The sequence below is a fragment of the Brevibacterium luteolum genome, assembly GCF_013004595.1.
Lineage (GTDB): Bacteria > Actinomycetota > Actinomycetes > Actinomycetales > Brevibacteriaceae > Brevibacterium > Brevibacterium luteolum.
In genome coordinates this window covers 260,745-282,657 of record NZ_JABEMC010000004.1, presented here as the reverse complement: position 1 = coordinate 282,657, position 21,913 = coordinate 260,745, and the positions used below count along the sequence as shown (strand labels likewise).

General features: G+C 68.5%; 19 protein-coding genes and 1 rRNA gene. 18 read left to right on the top strand and 2 right to left on the bottom strand.

Annotation, left to right across the window (positions count from 1 at the left end; genetic code table 11):
* The first annotated feature begins 22 nt into the window (after positions 1-22).
* A 5S ribosomal RNA gene (gene rrf, locus HLA91_RS08715) occupies positions 23-139 on the top strand.
* Positions 140-278: 139 nt separating this feature from the next.
* Positions 279-998, top strand: a complete 720-nt coding sequence (locus tag HLA91_RS08710) for an SIR2 family NAD-dependent protein deacylase (protein WP_170274339.1) — start codon at positions 279-281, stop codon at positions 996-998.
* Positions 999-1,007: 9 nt separating this feature from the next.
* Here HLA91_RS08710 and HLA91_RS08705 read toward each other — a convergent pair whose 3' ends face one another.
* Both HLA91_RS08705 and HLA91_RS08700 read right to left on the bottom strand, forming a co-directional pair.
* A complete protein-coding gene (locus tag HLA91_RS08705; protein WP_239557029.1) occupies positions 1,008-1,697 on the bottom strand; it encodes a GNAT family N-acetyltransferase in 690 nt (229 codons plus the stop codon).
* Positions 1,698-1,773: 76 nt separating this feature from the next.
* Positions 1,774-3,870 carry a choice-of-anchor I family protein gene (locus HLA91_RS08700; RefSeq protein ID WP_204514185.1) on the bottom strand — a complete coding sequence of 699 codons (2,097 nt, stop codon included), beginning with the start codon at positions 3,868-3,870 and terminating at the stop codon, positions 1,774-1,776.
* Between the two features lie 159 nt (positions 3,871-4,029).
* Between HLA91_RS08700 and HLA91_RS08695 the strand changes: the two genes are divergently transcribed.
* The 16 genes from HLA91_RS08695 (at position 4,030) to HLA91_RS08620 (ending at position 21,910) form a co-directional block, all read left to right on the top strand.
* Positions 4,030-5,634 (top strand): tetratricopeptide repeat protein, encoded by a 1,605-nt coding sequence (locus HLA91_RS08695; RefSeq protein ID WP_170274337.1) that lies wholly within the window; start codon positions 4,030-4,032, stop codon positions 5,632-5,634.
* A 42-nt stretch (positions 5,635-5,676) separates the two neighbouring features.
* Positions 5,677-6,540, top strand: coding sequence for an HAD-IIA family hydrolase (locus HLA91_RS08690; RefSeq protein ID WP_170274336.1), 864 nt, complete (start codon positions 5,677-5,679; stop codon positions 6,538-6,540).
* Positions 6,537-6,713, top strand: a complete 177-nt coding sequence (locus HLA91_RS08685; protein WP_170274335.1) for a hypothetical protein — start codon at positions 6,537-6,539, stop codon at positions 6,711-6,713. Before HLA91_RS08690 ends, HLA91_RS08685 begins: the two co-directional genes overlap by 4 nt.
* Positions 6,710-7,495: a TlyA family RNA methyltransferase gene (locus HLA91_RS08680; protein ID WP_170274334.1), complete on the top strand. Its 786-nt coding sequence runs from the start codon at positions 6,710-6,712 to the stop codon at positions 7,493-7,495. Before HLA91_RS08685 ends, HLA91_RS08680 begins: the two co-directional genes overlap by 4 nt.
* 79 nt (positions 7,496-7,574) lie before the next feature.
* Positions 7,575-8,552: an NAD kinase gene (locus HLA91_RS08675; protein ID WP_170274333.1), complete on the top strand. Its 978-nt coding sequence runs from the start codon at positions 7,575-7,577 to the stop codon at positions 8,550-8,552.
* Entirely contained in the window at positions 8,549-10,258 is a 1,710-nt protein-coding gene (gene recN, locus HLA91_RS08670; RefSeq protein ID WP_170274332.1) for a DNA repair protein RecN, read from the top strand. The genes HLA91_RS08675 and recN overlap by 4 nt, the downstream gene beginning before the upstream one ends.
* 27 nt (positions 10,259-10,285) lie before the next feature.
* Positions 10,286-11,557, top strand: coding sequence for a putative cytokinetic ring protein SteA (gene steA / locus HLA91_RS08665; RefSeq protein WP_102160649.1), 1,272 nt, complete (start codon positions 10,286-10,288; stop codon positions 11,555-11,557).
* Positions 11,554-12,561, top strand: a complete 1,008-nt coding sequence (locus HLA91_RS08660) for a copper transporter (protein WP_170274331.1) — start codon at positions 11,554-11,556, stop codon at positions 12,559-12,561. The genes steA and HLA91_RS08660 overlap by 4 nt, the downstream gene beginning before the upstream one ends.
* Positions 12,558-13,403, top strand: coding sequence for a hypothetical protein (locus HLA91_RS08655; RefSeq protein WP_170274330.1), 846 nt, complete (start codon positions 12,558-12,560; stop codon positions 13,401-13,403). Before HLA91_RS08660 ends, HLA91_RS08655 begins: the two co-directional genes overlap by 4 nt.
* On the top strand, positions 13,403-15,031 hold the full coding sequence (gene murJ / locus HLA91_RS08650) for a murein biosynthesis integral membrane protein MurJ (RefSeq protein ID WP_170274329.1): 1,629 nt from the start codon (positions 13,403-13,405) through the stop codon (positions 15,029-15,031). Before HLA91_RS08655 ends, murJ begins: the two co-directional genes overlap by 1 nt.
* Before the next feature lie 140 nt (positions 15,032-15,171).
* A complete protein-coding gene (locus HLA91_RS08645) occupies positions 15,172-16,260 on the top strand; it encodes a glycosyltransferase family 4 protein (RefSeq protein ID WP_420867885.1) in 1,089 nt (362 codons plus the stop codon).
* Between the two features lie 60 nt (positions 16,261-16,320).
* Positions 16,321-17,502, top strand: a complete 1,182-nt coding sequence (locus tag HLA91_RS08640; RefSeq protein WP_170274328.1) for a group 1 glycosyl transferase — start codon at positions 16,321-16,323, stop codon at positions 17,500-17,502.
* A 60-nt stretch (positions 17,503-17,562) separates the two neighbouring features.
* Positions 17,563-19,227, top strand: coding sequence for a CTP synthase (gene pyrG, locus HLA91_RS08635; protein WP_420867886.1), 1,665 nt, complete (start codon positions 17,563-17,565; stop codon positions 19,225-19,227).
* Positions 19,227-19,964: an NUDIX domain-containing protein gene (locus tag HLA91_RS08630; RefSeq protein WP_170274326.1), complete on the top strand. Its 738-nt coding sequence runs from the start codon at positions 19,227-19,229 to the stop codon at positions 19,962-19,964. The genes pyrG and HLA91_RS08630 overlap by 1 nt, the downstream gene beginning before the upstream one ends.
* A complete protein-coding gene (gene xerD, locus HLA91_RS08625; protein ID WP_102160631.1) occupies positions 19,964-20,926 on the top strand; it encodes a site-specific tyrosine recombinase XerD in 963 nt (320 codons plus the stop codon). Before HLA91_RS08630 ends, xerD begins: the two co-directional genes overlap by 1 nt.
* Positions 20,927-21,073: 147 nt before the next feature.
* Complete coding sequence (locus tag HLA91_RS08620) at positions 21,074-21,910, top strand: ParA family protein (RefSeq protein WP_102160781.1); 837 nt, start codon at positions 21,074-21,076, stop codon at positions 21,908-21,910.
* Positions 21,911-21,913 lie beyond the last annotated feature (3 nt).

Genomic DNA, 21,913 nt, shown 5'->3' with positions numbered 1-21,913 from the left:
AAACCAGCAACACACATGGTTTTGCGGCGGCTATAGCGGCAGGGAAACGCCCGGCCCCATTCCGAACCCGGAAGCTAAGCCTGCCAGCGCTGATGGTACTGCACTCGACAGGGTGTGGGAGAGTAAGACACCGCCGCAATTATCTTTACCCGAAGAGCCCTGACCACGGCGGTCAGGGCTCTTCGTCATTCACAGCATGGTCTGCTGACCATGCAACACATCGACTCGTCGACCGGAGCCCGGTTCTATCGATCACCGGGTGCGCATACTCTTAGGGCATGGATCGAATTACGTTTCTCACCGGCGCCGGGATCTCGACTGGCGCCGGCATCCCGGACTTCCGCGGACCGGAGGGGATCTGGACGAAGGATCCGGAAGCCGGGCTCACCTCGACCCTGTCGCACTACCTCGGCAGCGCCTCCATCCGGCAGAAGGCATGGCAGTACCGTTCGCAGTCGCGCTTCTGGGAAGCCGCACCGACGAAGGCCCACACCGCGATCGCCGACTTCGAAAAGCGCACCGGCCGAGTGCGCGGCATCATCACCCAGAACGTCGACGGATTGCACCAGATGGCCGGCAGCTCTCCTGAGCTCGTCCACGAAGTCCACGGCAATGTACGCACCTGGCGGTGTGAGGACTGCCAGGCAACCGGGCCGATGCAGGAGATGATCGACCGGGTGCGTGCCGGAGAGATCGAACCGCGCTGCCCCGACTGCAGTGGGATCATCCGAGCCACGACGATCCTGTTCGGCGAAATGCTCGATGGGGACGTCCTCGATGCAGCCATCGACGCCGCCGAGGACTGCGAGGTCATCATCGCCGTCGGCACCAGCCTCAACGTCACCCCAGTGGCATCACTGTTCCCACTGGCCATCGAGAACGGCGCTGTCGGCTACATCGTCAATGCCGAGCCGACACCCTTCGACGCCTGGGCCGATGACGTCCTCGACGGAGACATCGAAGACGTCCTGCCGCCCCTGTTGTCCAAGCTCAGCTGAACCGACAGCTCAGTGCTCAGAAACTCCTGGAGCGGTGGGCAGCTGCAGGAATTCAGCGACCACCTCTGCGCCGGTCACTGTGACCTCCTCGTCGGGGCGGACGAGTCGATCCGGGGTCAGCAGCATGTTGTACTCACGCCCGACATGGGAGCCGCTGGCCGAGACGTCGATGACTGAGCCGTTATCGACATAGCCGACCTTTTCCGAGACCCGCCGGCTCGAGTTGTTCCCTTCGAAGTAGGACGTCGCAAGTTCGCAGGCGCCGAAATGATCGAAGCAGGTGACAGCAAGCGCCTGACGCATCCGGGTGCCGATGCCACGACCCTGATGCGTTTTACTCAGCCAGGATCCTGTGCCCACGGTGCGGCGCTTGGCGAAGGCACGAGCGCCAGCGCTTTGCACGCCGACAGCTTCGCCGTCGACGCGCACTGTGAGCTCAAGAGTCCATTCGTCGGGGTTCGTCGCAGCGCGGGTGCGCCAGTGGTAGGTCGCCAGGTTCCGGGCGACCTCGGCTGCAGCTCCCTGATCCCAATCAACAATGAATGCGCCGGGATGTGTCTGCACGCCTCCGGTGGCAAGGGCTGCCAATTCGGGCAGATCGGAATCGCGTACGGGGGAGAGGGTCATGTTCCCGCACGCGATCGTCAGTGCGTACGGCGGCCAGATCTCTTCAAGGGACATCACATCGGTGTGCTGCATGAGGTGAAGCCTAGCAACGGGACAGACGAATCGGGTCCGCATCGACGTGATGCGGACCCGATATCGGTGTCAGAGATCAGCTGCTGCGGCGGCGCGCCATCCACACAGCGGCACCACCGGCTGCTGCCAGCAGGGCTCCGAGGCCAGCCAGCGCGCCGATCTGGGCACCGGTGCGCGGCAGTCTGCCCTTGTCGTCATCACCGGGCTCATCGCTGGGCTTCGGCGAGGGTTCGGCCGACGGGCTGTCGGTCGGCTGCTGGGTCGGCTCACCGGTCGGTTCCGTGGTGGGCTCGCCGGTCGGGTCGGTGGTCGGCGTGTCCGTCGGTTCACCCGTTGGATCATCCGTGGGCTCACCAGTCGGGTCGTCTGTCGGATCGGCCGTCGGCTCCTCGGTCGGGTCGTCTCCGACGAGGCTGGAGTCGACGGCGTAGAACGTCGTTGACCCGGTCACCTCATTGCCGACGATGAGCATGCCGGCATTGCCGGCCTCACCGGCGGTTGCAGCGCCATCGGACTTGAGAGCTGCCGAGGGGACGAAGACGATGCTCTCCGGACCGGAGTCCCCTGCCTCGGCGACATTGTCCTCAGGCTGGACGGCGAAGTTGCGGTTGTTGAGGTAGGTGACGTACTCGGACTTCGCCGGATCGGTGATGTCGTAGACGAAGATCCCGCCGATGCGCTCCATGCCAATGAACGCATAGGTCTTCTCACCGATCTGACCGACCTCGATCGCCTCGGGCTCAGGGCCCTTGTCATCGGAGCGGTTGTCGAAGTTCGACTCGGAGTTGTTCGAGTTGAAGTTCTTCGGCAGCACCTCTGCGGTGATGCGCTCGAAATCATCAGCAGAGTCGAAGACCTGCTTGCCGTCGGTGTCGAAGATCGAGAACGAGCGACCGCCGACTCCGTAGATCGTCTCGTAGCAGCTGCCGTCTTCATTCAGCCCATCGGCCTTGGTGATCGTCAGGCGGCCGAGGTTCTCCTCCTTCTGCAGGTCCTCGATCGTCATCGGAGAGCCATCCGGGTTCGTCACGCCCTCGACGACCGATTCGCAGATCGGAGCCAGGCCCTTCTTCTCACTGCCGAGATCCTTGACCCGGATCTCCTCGGAGTAACCGTCCCAGTCGCGGGTGTCGCCCTCATTGGCCGTCAGCAGGTAGTCGCGTCCGCCGATCTCGATCGAACGGATCGTATCCGGCTGCAAGAACGACTGCACCGGCCAGTTCGCCCGGTTGATCTTGTCATCCTTGTTCGACACATCGAAGGGCACCTCGGACACATCCTGGGTGCCCAGCGGCATGAGTTTCTCCGTCGTCGCCGAGGCGAGGTCGACCACTGCGATCGCATTGGCCTCCTGCAGGGTGACATACGCCTTGCCACCGATGACGGTGCTGTACTCGGGTTCGAGGTTCTCCGACACCGGGTGCTTCGGGGTGCCGGTGCCGGCATCCTCACGGCCGCCGAAGACGCGCACGCCCTCAGGCAGGGCGTCACCTTCGAAGGCCCGGAAGTCTGCAGTCTTGACATCCTCCTGGCCTGGAGCCTGGACCGCTTCGGGCAGGGCCACGACGCTGACGGTGCCCTCCGGATCGACCGAATAGTCCTCAGCCGGCTCACCCTCATTGGCGATGACCGCGTGCGTGCCCTCGTCATCGAAGACAACCGAATCCGGCAGTGCACCAGCGCGCACCGCACCCAGCGGCTTCGGCTCATCACCGGACAGATCGAAGAACCCGACCCAGCCGTCGTCGGTCTTCGTCGGCGCCTCGAGCGCAACGGCAGCCAGGCCGTCAGCACGCACCGCCACCGAGTTCGCCACCGCACCGGCTGGCACCGAGGCCCCGTCAGCAGAGCTCATGCCCGCTGTCTTCAGCTCGGTGACTGCGGTCGGCTTCTCCGGGTCGGAGGAGTCGAGGACCTGCACGGTGCCGGCTTCGGCGTTGACGACGAGCGTCTGCTGCTTGGCCGCGTAGTGGGCGACGATCTCCGCGGCCCCGGCGTCGAAGATGTCAGCGCGGTGCGATCCGAGCACCGAGAGCTCCACCTCGGCTCCGGGAGCCGAATGCGAGGTGAAGTAGTCGGGGTTGGCGGCCGTGGCAGGCATGAGGCCGACGGGAGCCAGGGCGGTGAGGCTGACGACGCTGAGCGCGGTCAGCCCCGAGATGAAGCGAGGCATGCAGGTTCTCCAGTTGAGAGCAGATGGGCAGATACCGACACTAGAAGCCCAGGTGGGCGCTGAATTGAGAGGAAGATGACGCGGGCGTGAATTCTTTCCCGGCCGCACCGGGGCGATAGACTGGGCGGGCATCTCACCGACAGCCACATAGGGAGCACAGTGTCGAAGTCTGACGACGAATCACAGGACCGCCCGCGCCGCGACGACGGCGGGCATCAGCGTCCCCGCGGCGGCGGCAAGCACCATCAGAAGCCCCGCTCGCAGCGTGATGATCGTGGCTTCGGCGACCGCGGCCGAGGTGGCAAGGACTTCCGGCGCGACGAGCGGCGTGATGACCGTCCTCGCGATGACCGCAGGCGCGATGGCCGCCGTGGTGGTGACGGCTTCCGCCGCGATGACCGGGGCCGAGGTGGCGAAGGGTTCCGCCGGGACGATCGGCGTCGCGACGACCGTCGTGGTGGCGAAGGATTCCGACGTGACGATCGCCGACGTGACGATCGCCGCGGAGGCAACGACTTCCGGCGCGATGATCGCCGTGGTGGCAAAGACTTCCGCAGGGACGACCGGCGTGGCGGCAAGGACTTCCGCAGGGATGACAAGCGCCGCGACGACCGCAAGCGCGATGATCGGGAGCGGGGCGGCACCCGCCGCGAACGCCGGCACGAGCCGGCCATCCCCGAGGGCATCACCGGCAAGGAGCTGCACTCCGAGGCCCGCCGGCAGCTGCGCCCGCTGGAGAAGACCAACGCCGAGGTCGTCGCCAAGCACCTCGTTGCCGCAGGCCAGCTCGTCGACGTCGCACCCGAGCTCGCCTACGAACACGCACAGGCTGCCCTCGGCCGTGCAGCCCGCATCGGCGCCGTCCGCGAAGCCGTCGGGATCGTGGCCTACCAGCTGGAGAACTACGGTGAGGCGCTGCGCGAACTGCGCACCCACCGCCGCATCACCGGCTCGAACGACAACGCCGCACTCATGGCCGACTGCGAACGCGGCCGCGGCAACCCGGCGAAGGCCATCGAAGTCGCAGAGGAGTTCGAGGCAGCCGATCTCGACCCGTCGGTGCGCATCGAGCTGCTCATCGTCAAGGCCGGGGCCCACAGCGACCTCGGCGACAATGAGAAAGCCAAGACCGTGCTCAGCAGCGCCGGCTTCACCGGCCACCCGGCTGGAGCGACCGTGAGGCTGCTGTCGGCATACGCGGATCTGCTGCGCATCGACGGTGAGATCGAACTGGCTGACAAGTACGAGCAGCTGGCCCGCCGGACAGCGAAGATGAAGAACGTTATGTACGGCGACGAGGAGCCCGACCCCAACGCCGACGTCGAGATCATGACGATCGACGAGCTGCCCGACGAGGAAACCGACAGCGAAGACACCGGCGAAAGCGCAGACGAAACCGCTGCCGAGCCCGCAGCAGACGCTGAGACGGCAGACGACTCCGCTGGTGAAGAACCGGCCGCGGCGCCTGCCGCTGACGAAGCAGCCGACACGCCACCGGGAGAGCCCGCTGACACCGAGCAGCCGGACGGGCCGGCGGCTGACGATGCACGTGAGACATCTGCAGAGCCAGCCGACGCCTCGGGCGCGGACTCCGCTGCCGAGAAGGCCGACGAACCGGCCCCCGAGCCGGCTGCGCCGATGTCGTTCGAAGACGAGATCGAAGCCGAACTCGAGGAGATCCTCGTCGAGGCCGGCATCGAACCCGACGCCGGCACCCAGGCATCCGATGAAGAGGAGCCGCCGCAGGAGGAGACCCTCTTCTGAGGCCGTGAGCACCAGCCGTCTGCAACACCAGGAGGCACCCGAATGAACCCAGGCGCACCCACGACCACCGGTGAGCCGCTGCTGGCAGCCGCCGCCCACCTCGGCGACGTCGATGGCGTCCTGTTCGATCTCGACGGGGTCATCTACGCCGGTCCCGAGGTGGTGCCCGGGGCGCATGAGACGCTCACCCGGCTGGCCGAAGCGGGGATCGCATACGGGTTCGTGACGAACAACGGCTCGCGCAGCGCAGCCGACATCGCCGCCCAGATCCGCTCCTACGGCCTGCCGGCCGAAGCCGACCAGGTGACGACCTCCGCGCAGGTCGCTGCACGGGCGCTGGCCGCCGAGTTCCCGGCTGCGGCCCCGATCCTGGCGATCGGCTCACCGGCACTGGCCGACTGCCTGCGCGACAACGGCCTGAACCCGATCGCCGCTGACTCGGCTGAGACCCCGGTGGCCGTTGTGCAGGGCTTCCACCGCGAACTCAACTGGTACGACCTCGCCGCCGCTTGCGAGGCGATCCGCGCCGGTGCCGCCTACTGGGCGACCAACCGCGACATCAGCATGCCCACCGACCGCGGCCCGATGCCGGGCAACGGCTCCTTCGTGCGCATCGTCGAGACCATCACCGAGGTCACCCCGACCGTGACCGGCAAGCCCTCAGCCCTCATGATCTCCTCGGCCGCTGCCGCGATCGGGGTTCGCCGGCCGCTCATGATCGGCGACCGGCTCGACACCGACATCGCCGGCGGCAAGGCAGCCGGCTACCCGACCGCACTCGTGCTCACCGGCATCCACCAGGTCGACGACGTCGAGGCAGCCGAGCCCGGCTCCCGGCCCGACCTCATCCTGACCCGCCTGCCCGAGCTCTTCCGCCCGGCCACCGACTCCCAGGAGAACCCATGAGTCAGCCCACCGCCTTGGGCCCGGCCGCCAGCCCCGCCGCAGCCGCCGGTGCCTTAGAGACCGCCAGCTGGCAGGAAGCCGTCGACGCCATCGACCAGGCGGATGACGCCACCGCCCTCGACCAGGCCGGGCGCCTGCTCGAGGAGATGGAACGCGGCCTGTCCTCCCTATGAGCCAGCCGCTGCAGCGCATCGACGCGGCCCTTGTCACCCGCGGGCTGGCTGCCAGCCGCAACCGGGCGGCCCGGCAGATCGCGGCCGGCCATGTGCTCGTCAACGGCCAGCCTGCGCAGAAGCCCTCCCAGAAGGTCAGTGCTGCCGACGTCATCGAGATCTCCGGTGAGGACCCGTGGGTCGCCCGCAGCGCCCACAAACTGCTCGGTGCACTGCGCGACTTCGGCCTCGAAGACTTGCCTGATGGTGCCGTGTGCCTCGATGCCGGTGCCTCGACCGGCGGATTCACTCAGGTGCTGCTCGCCGCCGGCGCCGCACACGTCTACGCCGTCGACGTCGGACACGACCAGCTGGCTGACCAGCTGCGGGACGATGACCGCGTGACGAACATGGAGGGCACCAACCTCAGGCACCTGACCCGCGACCAGCTGTCCGGTCTGCCGGCAGACTCACAGGGTGTCGACCTCATCGTCGCCGATGTGTCGTTCATCTCCCTGACCCTGCTCATCGAACCGCTGTTGGCCGTCACCCGGCCCGGCGGAACCTTGCTGCTCATGGTCAAACCCCAGTTCGAACGCGGCCGCTACGCCGTGAACAAACATGGAGTCGTCACCGACCCAGCCGAACGCCAGGCCGCCATCGACACCGTCGCTGAGGCCGCCACAGCCGCCGGAGCCTGCGTCCACGAGTGGGTCGAGACCCAGCTGCCCGGCCCCAGCGGCAACCGCGAGTTCTTCATCCACATCACCCAAGCAGATTCCCAGGCTTGTACAGTTGACTGAGATCAGCGCGCCAGCCGGCAGCCGTCCAGGTCCCGGCGCACGTGCGGAGAAAGTCGAGACGACGAGGAAGGGGAGATACGTGGATCGCAGCATCGTCGTCGTACTTCACCCGCAGCGAGCCGACTCGCGCGAAGCAGCCCTGAGTGTGTGCCAGACGCTGCACTCCGATGGGATCCTGCCGGTCATGCTCGCCTCCGACTACGAGATGCTCCTCAGCCACATCGGCAGCCTCGTCACCCCCGTGAGGGTCTGCGACGACGACGCCATCGACACCCTCGAACGCGACTGCGAACTCGTCATGGTCTTAGGCGGCGACGGCACGATCCTGCGTGCGGCCGAGAAGTTCCGCCACCTCACCGTCCCGCTGCTCGGCGTCAATCTCGGACACGTCGGATTCCTGGCCGAAAGCGAACGCGAGAACCTCGACGTCGCCGTCCACCGGGCCGTCAGCCGCGATTACGACGTCGACGAGCGCATGGCCCTCGACGTGCGCGTCATCGCCGACGGCCGGGTCATCCACCGCACCTGGGCCTTGAACGAAGTGACGATCGAGAAGAGCGAAGACACCCGCATGATCGACGTGATCTTAGGCGTCGACTCCCGACCGGTGTCCTCCTTCGGCTGCGACGGCGTCATCCTCGCCACCCCGACCGGCTCGACCGCCTACGCCTTCTCCGCCGGCGGTCCGATCGTATGGCCGGATGTCGAAGCGCTGCTCATGCTGCCGATCTCCGCCCACGCCCTGTTCACCAAACCGCTCGTCGTCAGCCCCGACTCCCACCTCGGCGTCGAATTCCGGCCCTCCCAGCCGGGCATGCACGCCGGCCTGTGGTGCGACGGCCGCCACGAGATCGAACTGCCCGCAGGCGCCCGTATCGAAGCCCGCCGCTCGAAGACCCCGGTCGCGCTCGCCCGCCTGTCGGCCCGCCGGTTCGCCGACCGGCTGGTCGCGAAGTTCCAGCTGCCGGTCACCGGATGGCGCGGCCCCAGCCACACCGCTGACACGAACGCCGTGCCGGTCGTCAGCACCGAGGAGCAGCAGCGAGGAGATCGATGATCTCGAGTCTGCGCATCGAGAACCTCGGCGTCATCTCAGCAGCCGACATCGACCTCGGCGCCGGTCTGACTGTCGTGACCGGTGAGACCGGTGCCGGCAAGACGATGTTCGTTACCGCCCTCGACATGCTCACCGGCGCGCGTGCCGAACCCCGCGTCGTGCGGGCCGGGGCCGAGAAGGCGATCGTCGAAGGGATCTTCGACCTAAGCGACCAGCCGGCCGAGGCGCGCGAGCAGCTCACCGACCGCATCGACGAAGCCGGGGGAGAAGCCGACGAAGAGGCCATCCTCACCCGCAGCATCCCCGCCGACGGACGCGCCCGCGCCACAGCCGGCGGACGCACCGTACCGCTGGCCGTGCTCAAGGACGTCGGCGACGCGCTCGTCTCCATGCACGGCCAGTCCGAGCAGATCACCCTGCGCTCAGCTGCCAAACAGCGCGCACTGCTCGACCGATACGGCGGCACCGCGATCGCCGATGCGCTCACCAGCTACCAGCAGGCCTTCAAACGCTGGCAGGAGCTTGAAGCCGAAGCCGCCCGCCTGCGTGAGACCGCCTCCGAACGCGCCGCCCGCATCGCCTATCTGACCGAGAGCCTCGAGACCATCGACGCGGTCCGCCCGGTCGAAGGTGAGGACGAGGAGCTCAAAGCCCTCGCCGCCCGGCTCGGCGCCGCCGAAGACCTCAAGCAGGCCGTCGGCACCGCCCATGACGCACTCGCCGGCAGCGACTGGCAGGAGACCCACAACGCCCTCGACGCCGTCGAACAGGCGATCGCCGAAGTCACCCGCGCCGCGCGCACCGACGCCAGCCTTGAGACCCACGTCGAGGCGCTGACCGATGTGCGCATCCGGCTGACCGACACCGCCACCGAGCTCTCGGCCTACGTCGCCTCCTTCACCGACCTCGAAGGCCAGTCCCTGGAGGACACCGAGGCCCGCCGGGCGGCGCTCGGGTCGCTGTCGGCTTTCGGCGCCGACGTCACCGAGGTGCTCGCCTTCGAGACCCAGGCCGGGGCTGAGCTGCTGGAGCTGCAGAACGCTGAGAGCTCCTCGGCCGGGATGGATGATGCGGTGGCAGCCGCCGCCGAGGCAGTCGCTGAGACCGGAGCCCGGCTGCGTGAGCTGCGCGAGCAGGCGGCAGAGGAGTTCGCGACCGCTGTCTCCGCTGAGCTGTCGGCCCTGTCGATGCCGCGGGCCAAGATCGTCTTCGACATCGACGAGGCTGCCCCGCACAGCCTCGGAACCGATTCCGTGGCGATGCTCTTCAGCGCCCACGACGCAGCCGCCCCCGGGGAGATCGGCAAGCTCGCCTCCGGCGGTGAGCTCTCGCGTGTCATGCTCGCCATCGAAGTCGTCAAAGCCGCCAAGGACACCTTCCCGACCTTCGTCTTCGACGAGGTCGACGCCGGCGTCGGCGGCAAAGCCGCCATCGAGATCGGCCGCCGGCTCGCCCGCCTGGCCGCCCACTCCCAGGTCATCGTCGTCACCCACCTCGCGCAGGTCGCCGCGTGGGCCGATACGCACATCACCGTCGTCAAAGACGACCAGTCCGGCGGGGCCGTCTCCGGTGTCACCGCCCTCGACCGCGCCGGACGCGAAGAGGAGCTGGCCCGGATGCTCGGCGGGATGGCCGACTCCGGCTCGGCACGCGCCCATGCCGTCGAACTCATGGACACCGCAGCTGAGGCGAAGGCGCAGTTCTGACATGCCGCATGCGACAATGGCGGCACCATGAAGATCCGCAAGAGCCGCGAGACCATCGAGACCGATCTGACGATCGGTCCTGCCGTGACGCGCGTCGACCGCCGCACGAAGGATCTCACCAAACGACTCCAGCCCGGTGAGATCGCCGTCATCTGCCACTCCGACATCGACCGCGTCTCCGCTGAGGCCCTCGTCGAATGCCGCCCGGCAGCCGTCGTCAACACCGTCAAGTCGATCTCGGGACGCTACCCCAACCTCGGGCCCGGGATCATCGTCGACGCCGGCATCCCGCTCATCGACGAAGCCGGCGAAGAGCTCATGGACTCCATCACCGAAGGTGAGGAACTGCAGCTGCGCGACGGTGTCCTCGAACGCGACGGCACACCCCTGGGCGACGGGCGGGTGCACACCCGGCTGAGCATCGAAAAGCAGATGAAGGACGCCGAGTCCGGGATGAACAAGGTGCTCGTCGACTTCGTCGAGAACACCATCGAGTACATCCGCAAGGACTCCGACCTGCTCTCGGAGGACTTCGTCGTCCCGCACGTGCGCACGAGCTTCGCCGGCCGGCACGCGCTCATCGTCGTGCGCGGCTACCACTACAAAGAAGACCTCGCGATGCTGGGGACCTACATCCGCGAATACCGCCCGATCCTCATCGGCGTCGACGGGGGAGCCGATGCGATCCTCGAAGCCGGCTACTCCCCGGACATGATCGTCGGCGACATGGACTCCGTCTCCGACGCCGCCCTGAGCTCCGGAGCCGAACTCGTCGTCCACGCCTACCGCGACGGCCGAGCGCCCGGTGTCGAGCGGCTGCACGACCTCGGCCTCGAATGCGTCATCTTCCCCGCCTCAGGCACCAGCGAGGACATCGCGATGCTGCTCGCCGATGACAAGGGCTCCCCGCTCATCGTCGCCGTCGGCACCCACGACACGCTCATCGAGTTCCTCGACAAGGGCCGCCGCGGCATGGCCTCGACATTCCTTACCCGCCTGCGTGTTGGCTCGAAGCTGCTCGACGCCAAGGGCGTGTCACTGCTGTACCGGCAGCGGATCTCCTCCTGGCAGCTGACGATCCTCGCCCTGGCTGGACTGTTCGCGCTGTTCGTCGCGATGTCGGCCACCCCGGCCGGACAGACGCTGCTCGGGCTCATCGGCGCCCAGTTCGACGGGCTCATCCAATGGATCGAGAACCTGTTCTCACCGGCCCCGACCCCTGAGGCACTGGCCGTGCTGCCGCTAGAATCCCATCTGCCCGCCACTCATCTGCTCGACGAAGGGCCTCCTCTGACGTGATCGACTTCCGCTACCACCTCGTGTCCCTCATCTCGGTGTTCGTCGCGCTGGCGATCGGCATCGTGCTCGGCGCAGGACCGCTGAAGGAACCGATCGGCGAATCCCTGCAGAGCCAGGTCGACTCACTGCGCTCAGACCGCGACCAACTGCGCACCGACCTCGACCAGTCGAAGACCGACGTCAGCGACCTCAACGAGTTCATCGCCGCCACCGCCCCGGACCTCCTCAAGGACCGGCTGCCCGAGGTGCCGGTGACCCTCGTGCGCGCCGCCGACACGAACGCCGACGCCGTCAACGCTGTGCGCGACCGCCTGTCCGAGGCCGGTGCTTCAGTCAACGACGGCGGTGAGCTCTCCGCCGACGCCTTCGACCCGAAGGGCGCTGAGGATCTGCTCGACACGCTGCGCTCGATCGACCCGAACCTGCCTGACGACGACGCGACCGCGCTCACCACCGCGCTGGCCGCAGCCGTGTCTGCCGGCGGCGTTGCCGAAGAGGAAGCCGCCAGCGAGGCTCCGACCGGCGACGCGACCGAGGCCCCTGCCGCCCCCGAGGGCGGTGAGGGCACCCGGTATGACCAGAAGCAGTCCGAGGACGTGCTCCAGGCATTCGGTGCCGCCGGACGTCTCAACGGCGGCAGCTACGCCGCCGCTGAGGTCATCGTGCTCATCGCCCCGCCGGTGCCCGAGGCACAGGCAGGCCGAAGCGATGCCGGCGCCACCGAGGCGCCGCGTCCAGAGGCCAACGCCTACTCGGCCTTCGCCACCGACCTCGACAAAGCCACCCCGACCGTCGTCGCCGGCACCACCGCCGGTGCTGAGAGCGGCCTGGTCGGCTACGTGCGCGAGAACGACATCGGCGTCTCGAGCGTCGACAGCATCGAACTCGGTGCCGGACCGGTCATCAACGCACTCACCGTCGCTGCCCTGCACGACGACACGTCCGAAGGCCACTACGGCTTCGCCGCCAACGCCGACGCCATCATGCCAGGAGCAGAGAAATGATCCGCACGCTCGTCACCGCCTCCGTCGCCGCCGTTGCAGGCTACGCCGCCACCCGCGGAGTCATCGCCGCCCGTGACCGCCTCGGCTTCAGCGACCGCCTCGACCGCACCAACCACGCCGGAGAGACCGTCTCCCTCATCGAAGGCCCCGCCGCTGCCGTCGGCGCCACGACTGTGGCCATTTTCGCGGACCCGCTGCCGCACCGTCTGGCCGCCACCCTGGCGACCACCGCCGCCGGGGTGCTCGGCGCTGTTGACGACTTCGCCGAATCCGGCAGCGAGAAGGGACTGCGCGGACACCTGAGCGCCCTCGCCCGGGGCGAGGTCACCACCGGCGGTCTCAAAATCCTCGGCATCTCCGCCTCGTCGGTCGTCGCCGCACTCATCGGCCGGGACGCCGACGAGCTGTTCGGCTCCCAGATCGCCGGCAGCCTCGCCGATGCCGTGCTGGCCGGCGGCGTCATCGCCGGCACCGCCAACCTCATCAACCTCCTCGACCTGCGCCCGGCCCGCGCACTCAAAGCCAGCGCCACACTGGCCGGCATCGGCCTGCTCGCCGGCTGCGGCGCCGCCCTCGTGCTCACCGGCGGCAGCCTCGGCGTCGTCGCCGCGGCCTTCGCCGATGACGCCGCCGGGCTCACGATGCTCGGCGACACCGGCGCCAACGCACTCGGCAGCCTGCTCGGCACCGCCGCCGCCCTCGACGCCTCCCGCACCGAACTCGCCCTCAGCCTCGCCCTGCTGGCCGGCCTGACCCTGGCCAGCGAGAAGGTCTCCTTCACCGAGATCATCGAAAGCACCCCGGGACTGCGCGAGCTCGACGCCTGGGCACGAGTGCACTGATGCCCCGCTGGCTGCGGGCCACAGCCGGGGCGGCACTGGCCGTCGCCGTCATCACCCTGCTGACACGGGTCATCGGGTTCGTCCGCTGGCTCGTCTTCTCTCCGACCGTCGGCGCCGGCGTCGTCGGCACCGCCTACCAGGCGGCCAACCAGGTGCCGAACATCCTCTACGAGGTCGTCGCCGGAGGTGCCCTGGCCGGAGCGGTCGTGCCGCTGCTGGCCGCCCCGATCGCACGCACCGACCGCGAGCAGGTCAACCGGATCGCCTCGGCGCTGCTGACCTGGTCACTGGCCCTGACCGTGCCGCTGGCCGTGCTCGTGGCCGCGTTCCACCAGCCGCTGGCCGCAGCCCTCATCGCCGGCGGCGCCGGGGCTGACCCGGCCGCTGCCCACTACGCCGGGCAGTTCCTCCTCATCTTCGCCGCCCAGCTGCCGCTCTACGCCGTCGGAGCGGTGCTCACCGGAGTGCTGCAGGCACACCGGAAGTTCCTGTGGCCGGCATTCATGCCGCTGCTCTCCAGCCTCGTCGTCATCGGCACTTACCTGGCCTACGGCGCAGTTCCCACCGACGCGGACTCCGCAGCCGCCGGGCCTCTGGCCCTGCTCGCCTGGGGCACCACCGCCGGAGTCGTCGCTCTGGCCCTGCCGCTGTGGCTGCCGACCACAGCCACCGGGGTGCGGCTGCGGCCGACCTTCACCTTCCCCGACGGTGTCGCCCGCCGTGCCGTGCGCCTGGGCACCGCCGGCATGACCGCGCTCATCGCCCAGCAGATCGCGATCCTCTCGGTGCTCACCGTCTCCAACCGCACCGGCGGCACCGGCGTGTTTGTGCTGTTCAACTACATCCAGGCCGTGTACATGCTGCCGTATGCGGTGCTCGCCGTGCCGATCGCCACCGTCGTGTTCCCGCGCCTGTCCCGGCAGGCCGCAGAAGCCGCCGCTGAGGTGCCGCGCACCGTGGCGACGACAACCGCAGCCATCCTCATCGCCGGCGGTCTGGGGGCTGCGATCCTAGTGGCCGCAGCCGTGCCGCTGCAGCAGTTCTTCACCGCCCTCGACGCCGCCTCCGGATCCGAAGCCGTGCCCTTCGCTGCGATGTCGACCGCAATCCTCGTGATGGCACTTGCGGTGCCGGGCTGGTGCATGATCGCCTGGGCGATGCGCATGTACGCCGCCCTCGAATCCGCCCGCTACGCTGCGATCGGCACGACCACCGGATGGATCTCCGTCATCGCCACCGTGCTCATCGGAGCCGCTGTCATCACCACCACCGAGCCCAGCCGCCGCGCTGCGACCACCCTCATCCTCGTCTGCCTCGGACACGCCGTCGGCATGAGTGTCGCCGCCGTGCTCCACCTGACCTTCATGCGCCGAGCCGTCGGCGCCGAGGCCCTCCACGGCATGACGCGCAACCTGCTCATCACCGTGCTCACCTCCCTTGCCGCAGCCGCCGCCGGCTACGGCGGCGCCCAGCTCATGCTCACCGTGACAGGAAGCTGGCCGCCAGCAGGCGGCGCCGTCGTCTCCGGCCTCGTCTCCGGCCTCATCGCCGTCGCCGTCATGGCCGGACTCACCCTCGTGCTCAACCGCCGGCTCGTGACCTCGCTGCGCCAGCTGGCCGGCCGCTGATCCGACCGGCCAGCAGAGCCCTCCGGATTCGTTAGACTGGCTGAAGCGGCGCCGAAGGCGCCGGTGAGCGATCGACTGAGAGGACATCGTCCATGCGCAGCCTGCGGATTCTGTTGGTCTTAGCCACCTCTACCGGAGGAGTGGGAACCCACGTCGCCTCCCTGGCCCGGGAGTTCGCGCAGGCAGGCCACACCGTCGGCGTCATCGGCCCATCGGCGACCAACGAGCAGTTCGGCTTCGACGCTCTCGGCCAGGTGGTCTTCGCACCCCTCGAGCTCGGCACCCGTCTCAGCGTCAGGGACACCGTCTCAATCAACCGGCTGCGCAAGCTCATCGCCACCTTCGACGCCGACATCGTCCACGCCCACGGCTTCCGCGCCGGCTTCACCACACTCACGGCCGCCAACCGGATCTCCAAGCGCAAACGCCCCCACACCGTCGTCTCCTGGCACAACCAGGCGATGGGCAGCGGCATCCGCGAACTTGCCGAGAAGGCCGTGCAGATGTACGTCGCCCGCGGCGCCGACCTGACGATCGGGGCCAGTTCCGACCTCGTCGTCCGCGCTCGCGACCACGGTGCCCGCAACGCCGTCTTCGCCCCAGCCGCAGCGCCTGACCCGCAGTTCGCCGAAGACGTCAACAACCGGCTGCTGCGCTCCAGACTGCTGCGCGAACTCGCACTGCCGCGCGAGACCGTCCTCATGCTCGCCGTCGGCCGGATCGCCCCGCAGAAGAACTACGGTCTGCTCTTCGACGCCCTGGCCCGCCTCGATGACGACCGGGTGCATCTGCTCATCGCCGGAGCCGCTGATGAGGAGGAGACGCGCGTGTTGCGCAAGCGCGTCATCGCCGAACAGCTGCCGGTGCATTTCCTCGGCCAGCGCGATGACGTCACCACCCTCAACCAAGCCGCTGACATCTTCGTCCTCTCCAGCCTGTGGGAGGCCCGCGCACTCGTGCTGCAGGAAGCGATGATGGCCGGCAAAGCGATCATCGCCACCGCGACCGGCGGCACCCCCGAACTGCTCGGTGACGCCGGCCTGCTCATCACCCCCGGGGACGCCGAGGCGATGGCCGAGGGCATCCGGATGCTCGCCGCCGAAGAGCAGATGCGCGCCGAACTCGGTCGCCGCGCGGCCCACAAGGCACTCGACCTGCCGCGCGAACCCGAAGTCGCCCGCACGATCCTCCGCCACTACACGTCCCTGCTCGATGCCGGCAGCCGCTGAAACATCGCTAGTCTAGAGACAGACGCAACCCATCCGCGACCAGCAGAAAGAGCGACAGCCATGAGCGAACTCGCCAGCCAGACGCCCCTCGGACCGGATCCCAGCACCCGGATCATGCACGTTCTCGACACCGCCGATTCCGTTGTCGTCGAGATGGCCCGCGAGACCATCGCGCGCCACCTGCAGGCCGGCTACCCGACCGCCATCGCTGCCCGCCGGTCCGTGTTCGACACGCTCGGTCTCGACACCGCTGACCCGCTGCTCGTCCACATCGAGATCGGCGCGGTGCGCGGCATCCGCGCCTCCGACGCCGCGCACGCCTTCACACTGCACAAGTACTACCGGCACGTCGACCTCGTCCACGCCCACGGACTGCACGCCGGAGCGCTCGCCGGTCTCGCCCTGACCGGTCTGCCGCAGCGGATGCAGCCGGCGATCATCACCACTGTCGAGCGCTTCGACGAATCCAGCACCGTCGAATCGCTGCTGGCCCGCACCGTCGCCCGCACCTCGACTGCCGTGCTCGGCACCACCGACCCGGTCTGCGAGTACTTCGCCGACCTCGAAGTCCCGGTCACCGAACGCGCCCCGCTGCTGCGCCCCGACCTCGACCCGCGCGCCGATGTCGCCACGGCGCTGACCCGCGACCGCAAGCGGGTGCGCCGCGACCTCGACGTGCCTGCCGGCCACTGGCTCATCGCCAGCCCCATCGAGATGCGCGACGGCACCGACCTGACCACCGTGCTCGATGCCGCGATCAGGCTGCCGAGCCACCGTCCCGACCGCCGCTGGGTGGTCGCCTTCACCGGCGGGGGAGCAGCCCGCGACCAGGTCAGCCGCGAGATCGCCAACCGCTTCGACCACATCCGCGTGGCCAGCGAATACTCCGCCGCCGAGGTGGCCGCTGCCGCCGATCTTGTCATCGCCGCCGACCGGATGACCGGGCTGAGCACCGAAGGGCTCATGCAGATGCGCAGGCCGGTCGTCCACATCGGCCGGGAGCGCGGTGCCCGCATCTGGGGTGAGCGCGTCACCCACGTCGCCGCCGACGACACGCCCGGACTGCTGGCCGCCATCGCCGACTACGTCGACAACCCCGCCGCCCGTGCCACCGCAGCAGTCGCAGCCAAGGACCGGGTAGCCGCTTCCACCAGCGTCGACACCGCCGGGCTGATCCTGCTCGACATCTACGACACGGTCCTCGGCATGCATGCCGGCACCCGCCCGAACGAGCGCCGCTGATTCCCACCGCGTCCCTGGCGGGACGCGGTGCCCTCCGCCCTGATAGAATTCAATTCCGTGGTGAATCGATTGCGAACAAGCGGACAGAACACAACCCGGCACATCTTCGTCACCGGGGGTGTGGCATCTTCCCTCGGTAAGGGACTGACAGCATCATCGCTGGGACATCTGCTCGCACAGCGCGGGCTCACAGTCGCGATGCAGAAGCTCGACCCCTACCTCAACGTCGACCCGGGCACGATGAACCCCTTCCAGCACGGTGAGGTGTTCGTCACCAACGACGGCGCAGAGACCGACCTCGACATCGGCCACTACGAGCGCTTCCTCGGCACCGACCTCGACGCCAGCGCCAATGTCACTACCGGGCAGATCTACTCCTCGGTCATCGCCAAGGAGCGCCGCGGCGCCTACCTCGGTGACACCGTTCAGGTGATCCCGCACATCACCGATGAGATCAAGCTGCGGATGCGGTCCCAGGCCGAGCGCACCGACGGTGAGGCTCCGGACGTCATCATCACCGAGGTCGGCGGCACCGTCGGCGACATCGAATCGCTGCCGTTCCTCGAAGCCGCCCGCCAGGTCCGCCACGACGTCGGCCGCGAGAACTGCTTCTTCATCCACGTCTCCCTCGTGCCCTACCTCGGGCCCTCGGGTGAGCTCAAGACCAAGCCGACCCAGCACTCGGTGGCAGCCCTGCGCTCGATCGGCATCCAGCCTGATGCGATCGTGCTGCGCTCCGATCGGGAGCTGCCGGATTCGATCCGCGCGAAGATCGGCTCGGCCTGCGACGTCGACTTCGAAGCCGTCGTCTCCTGCGTCGACGCCCGGTCCATCTACGACATCCCGAAGGTCCTGCACGATGGCGGCCTCGACGTCTACGTCATCCGCCGCCTCAACATGCCCTTCCGCGACGTCGACTGGGACCAGTGGGACTGGGTGCTCGAACGCGTGCACAACCCGCGTCACGAAGTCGAGATCGGCCTGGTCGGCAAGTACATCGACCTGCCTGATGCCTACCTGTCGGTGACGGAGGCGCTGCGCCACGGCGGATTCGCCGAAGACGCCAAGGTCAACATCCACTGGATTGCCTCCGACTCGTGTGAAACCCCTGAAGGCGCCGCCGAGCACCTCGCCGGCCTCGACGCGATCTGCGTGCCCGGCGGCTTCGGCATCCGCGGCATCGAAGGCAAGCTCGGGGCGCTGCGCTACGCCCGCGAGAACGGCATCCCGACGCTTGGCCTGTGCCTGGGCATGCAGTGCATGGTCGTCGAATACGCACGCAACGTCGCCGGCATCGACGAGGCGTCATCAACGGAATTCGAGCCCGACACCTCGGCGCCGGTCATCGCCACGATGGCCGAACAGCTCGACATCGTCGACGGTGAAGGCGACCTCGGCGGCACCATGCGCCTGGGCCTGTACAGTGCCGACCTGCTGCCGGGCAGCATCGTCGCCGGTGTCTACGGCACTGACGAGATCTCCGAGCGCCACCGCCACCGCTATGAGGTCAACAACGCCTACCGCGAGCAGCTCACTGACGCCGGGCTCGTGATCTCGGGCACCTCGCCGAACCAGCAGCTCGTCGAGTTCGTCGAACTGCCCGCCGACGTCCACCCGTACTACGTCGCCACGCAGGCCCACCCGGAGCTGCGGTCCCGGCCGACAGAGGCCCACCCGCTGTTCTCCGGTCTCGTGCGCGCAGCACTCGACCGGCAAAGCGTCTGATGCACGCCCGACACGCCACCTCGGCTGCCGAAGCCCTGACAGCACAGCAGGGCCCGTCAGCCGAGCTGCGCGACGAGTTCACTCCCGCTGAGGTGACCTCGAGTGAAACCGCCTTCCGCGGCTACGTGTGGGACGTGCGGCGCGAGACCTTCTCGCTGCCCGAATCCGACGAGCCGCTGACCCGCGACTTCGTCCAGCACACCGGGGCCGTCGCGATCGCTGCGATCGACGCTGAGGACCGGATCCTGCTCATCCAGCAGTACCGGCACCCGGTGCTGTGCCGGGACTGGGAGATCCCAGCCGGCCTGCTCGATGTGCCCGGTGAGGAACCGCTGCACGCAGCCCAGCGCGAACTCGGTGAGGAAGCCGACCTGCATGCAGAAGAATGGCACCTGCTCGCCGACCAGCTCTCAACGCCCGGTGGGGTCAGCGAGACGCTGCGGATCTTCGCCGCCCGCGACCTCAGCGCCGTCCCGGAGGCCGAACGCCACCTGCGCGACGGGGAGGAGAACGGCATCGTGCCGGCCTGGATCCCGCTGACCGAGGCCGTCGAAGCGGTGCTGGCCGGACGCGTGACCAACGGCACCGCCGCGCTGGCGATCCTGCACGCCGACCACGCCCGCGCCCGCGGCTGGGAGAACATGCGCGCAGCCGACGAACCGTGGCCGGCCAGAGACGTGCAGCTGCGCGCCCGCGGCACCCGCACCCGAACCGGGCCTGCCGCCGACGGATCCTGATGGCCCGCCACGCAGCCGAACTGCTGCCCGAGGCGCCGGCTGGGCTGGCCGATCCGGTTCGCGACTACCTCGCCCACCTGCAGCTCGAACGCGGCCTGTCGCACAACACGCTCGACGCCTATGCTCGCGATCTGGCCCGCCTGCTCACGTGGCTTGAAGACCAGCAGATCCGCGACCTCACCGCCGTCACCGGATCTGACCTGGAGACCTTCCTCGCCCTCATCGCCGACACCGGCCTGGCGGTGCGCTCCCGGGCACGGCTGACCGTGGCGATCAGGCGGCTGTTCGGATTCCTCCACGCCGAAGGACGGGTGTCGGATGACCCGGCCGCTGAGATCTCCCCACCCCGCGACGTCGACTCCCTGCCGCATGCGCTCACCATCGCTGAGGTCGAACGGCTGCTCGCTGCCTGCGCTGGAGACGAACCGGTTCAGCTGCGGGCCCGGGCACTGCTGGAGTTCCTCTACGCCACCGGCGCGCGGATCAGCGAGGCGATCGGCGTCGACATCGACGACATCGACCTCGAATCGAGGATCGTGCGCCTCTACGGCAAGGGCAGCAAGGAACGCCTCGTGCCGCTGGGCTCACACGCCTCCGAAGCGCTCGAAGCATGGCTTGTGCGCGCCCGGCCGGAGATGACCGCCCGCGCCGGTGCCGGCCAGCAGACCGGCCGGCAGCGCGCCGGCGCGGTGTTCGTCAACCAGCGTGGCGGCCGGCTCAGCCGCCAATCCGCCTGGCAGACCATCAAGACCGCCGCCCAGCACGCCGGCCTCGATGACGACATCAGCCCGCACTCGCTGCGCCACTCATTCGCCACCCACCTGCTCGAAGGCGGCGCCGACATCCGGGTCGTCCAAGAGCTGCTCGGGCATGCCGCCGTGACGACTACCCAGATCTACACGCGGGTGACGAGCCAGACCCTGCGCGAGGTGTACGCCACCACCCACCCGCGGGCCCGCTGAACCGGCACACAGCCCAGCCTGCGGCAGCAGGCGCGGTGGAACGACGAAAGTGCCGGTGCGCACGATAAGCTGAACACATCCGAGACGAAAGGTGAGACTGGCGTGGCTGATTCGCAGCAGAAGCTGGACATCCCAGATGCCGAGGTGATGGGCCCGACCGGGCGACCGCAGGTCGAGTACCCTGAACCGCCGCCGCTCGACGGGCACGGCCCGGCACGGATCATCGCAATGGTGAACCAGAAGGGCGGCGTCGGCAAGACGACTTCGTCGATTAACCTCGGAGCCGCGCTGGCCGACTACGGCCGCCGGGTGCTGCTCGTCGACTTCGACCCGCAGGGTGCGCTCTCCGTCGGGCTCGGCCTCAACCCGCACGACCTCGAGCGCAGCGTGTACAACGTGCTGATGAACTCCCGGCTCGACCCGCACGAGGTCATCGAACCCTCCAACGTCGAGGGCATCGACATCCTGCCGGCCAACATCGACCTCTCCGCTGCCGAGGTGCAGCTCGTCGGCGAGGTCGCCCGCGAACAGGTCCTCGCCCGCGCCCTGGCGAAGGTCTCCGATGAGTACGACGTCATCCTCATCGACTGCCAGCCCTCGCTCGGCCTGCTGACCGTCAACGCGCTCACCGCCGCCCACGGCGTCATCATCCCGCTGGAGACCGAGTTCTTCGCGCTGCGCGGTGTCGCCCTGCTCGTCGAGACGATCGAGAAGGTCCAGGACCGCCTCAATCCCGGCCTGGAGATCGACGGCATCCTCGCCACGATGTTCGACGGCCGCACCCTGCACGCCAAGGAGGTCATCGCCCGGGTCGTCGAGGCCTTCGGCGACCGGGTCTTCGACACCGTCATCAGCCGCACCGTGAAGTTCCCCGACGCCTCGGTGGCAGCTGAGCCGATCATCTCCTTCGCCCCCACCCATACCGGAGCACAGGCCTACCGTCAGTTGGCGTGCGAGCTCGTGGCCCGCGGGGGAGCACCCTGAGCC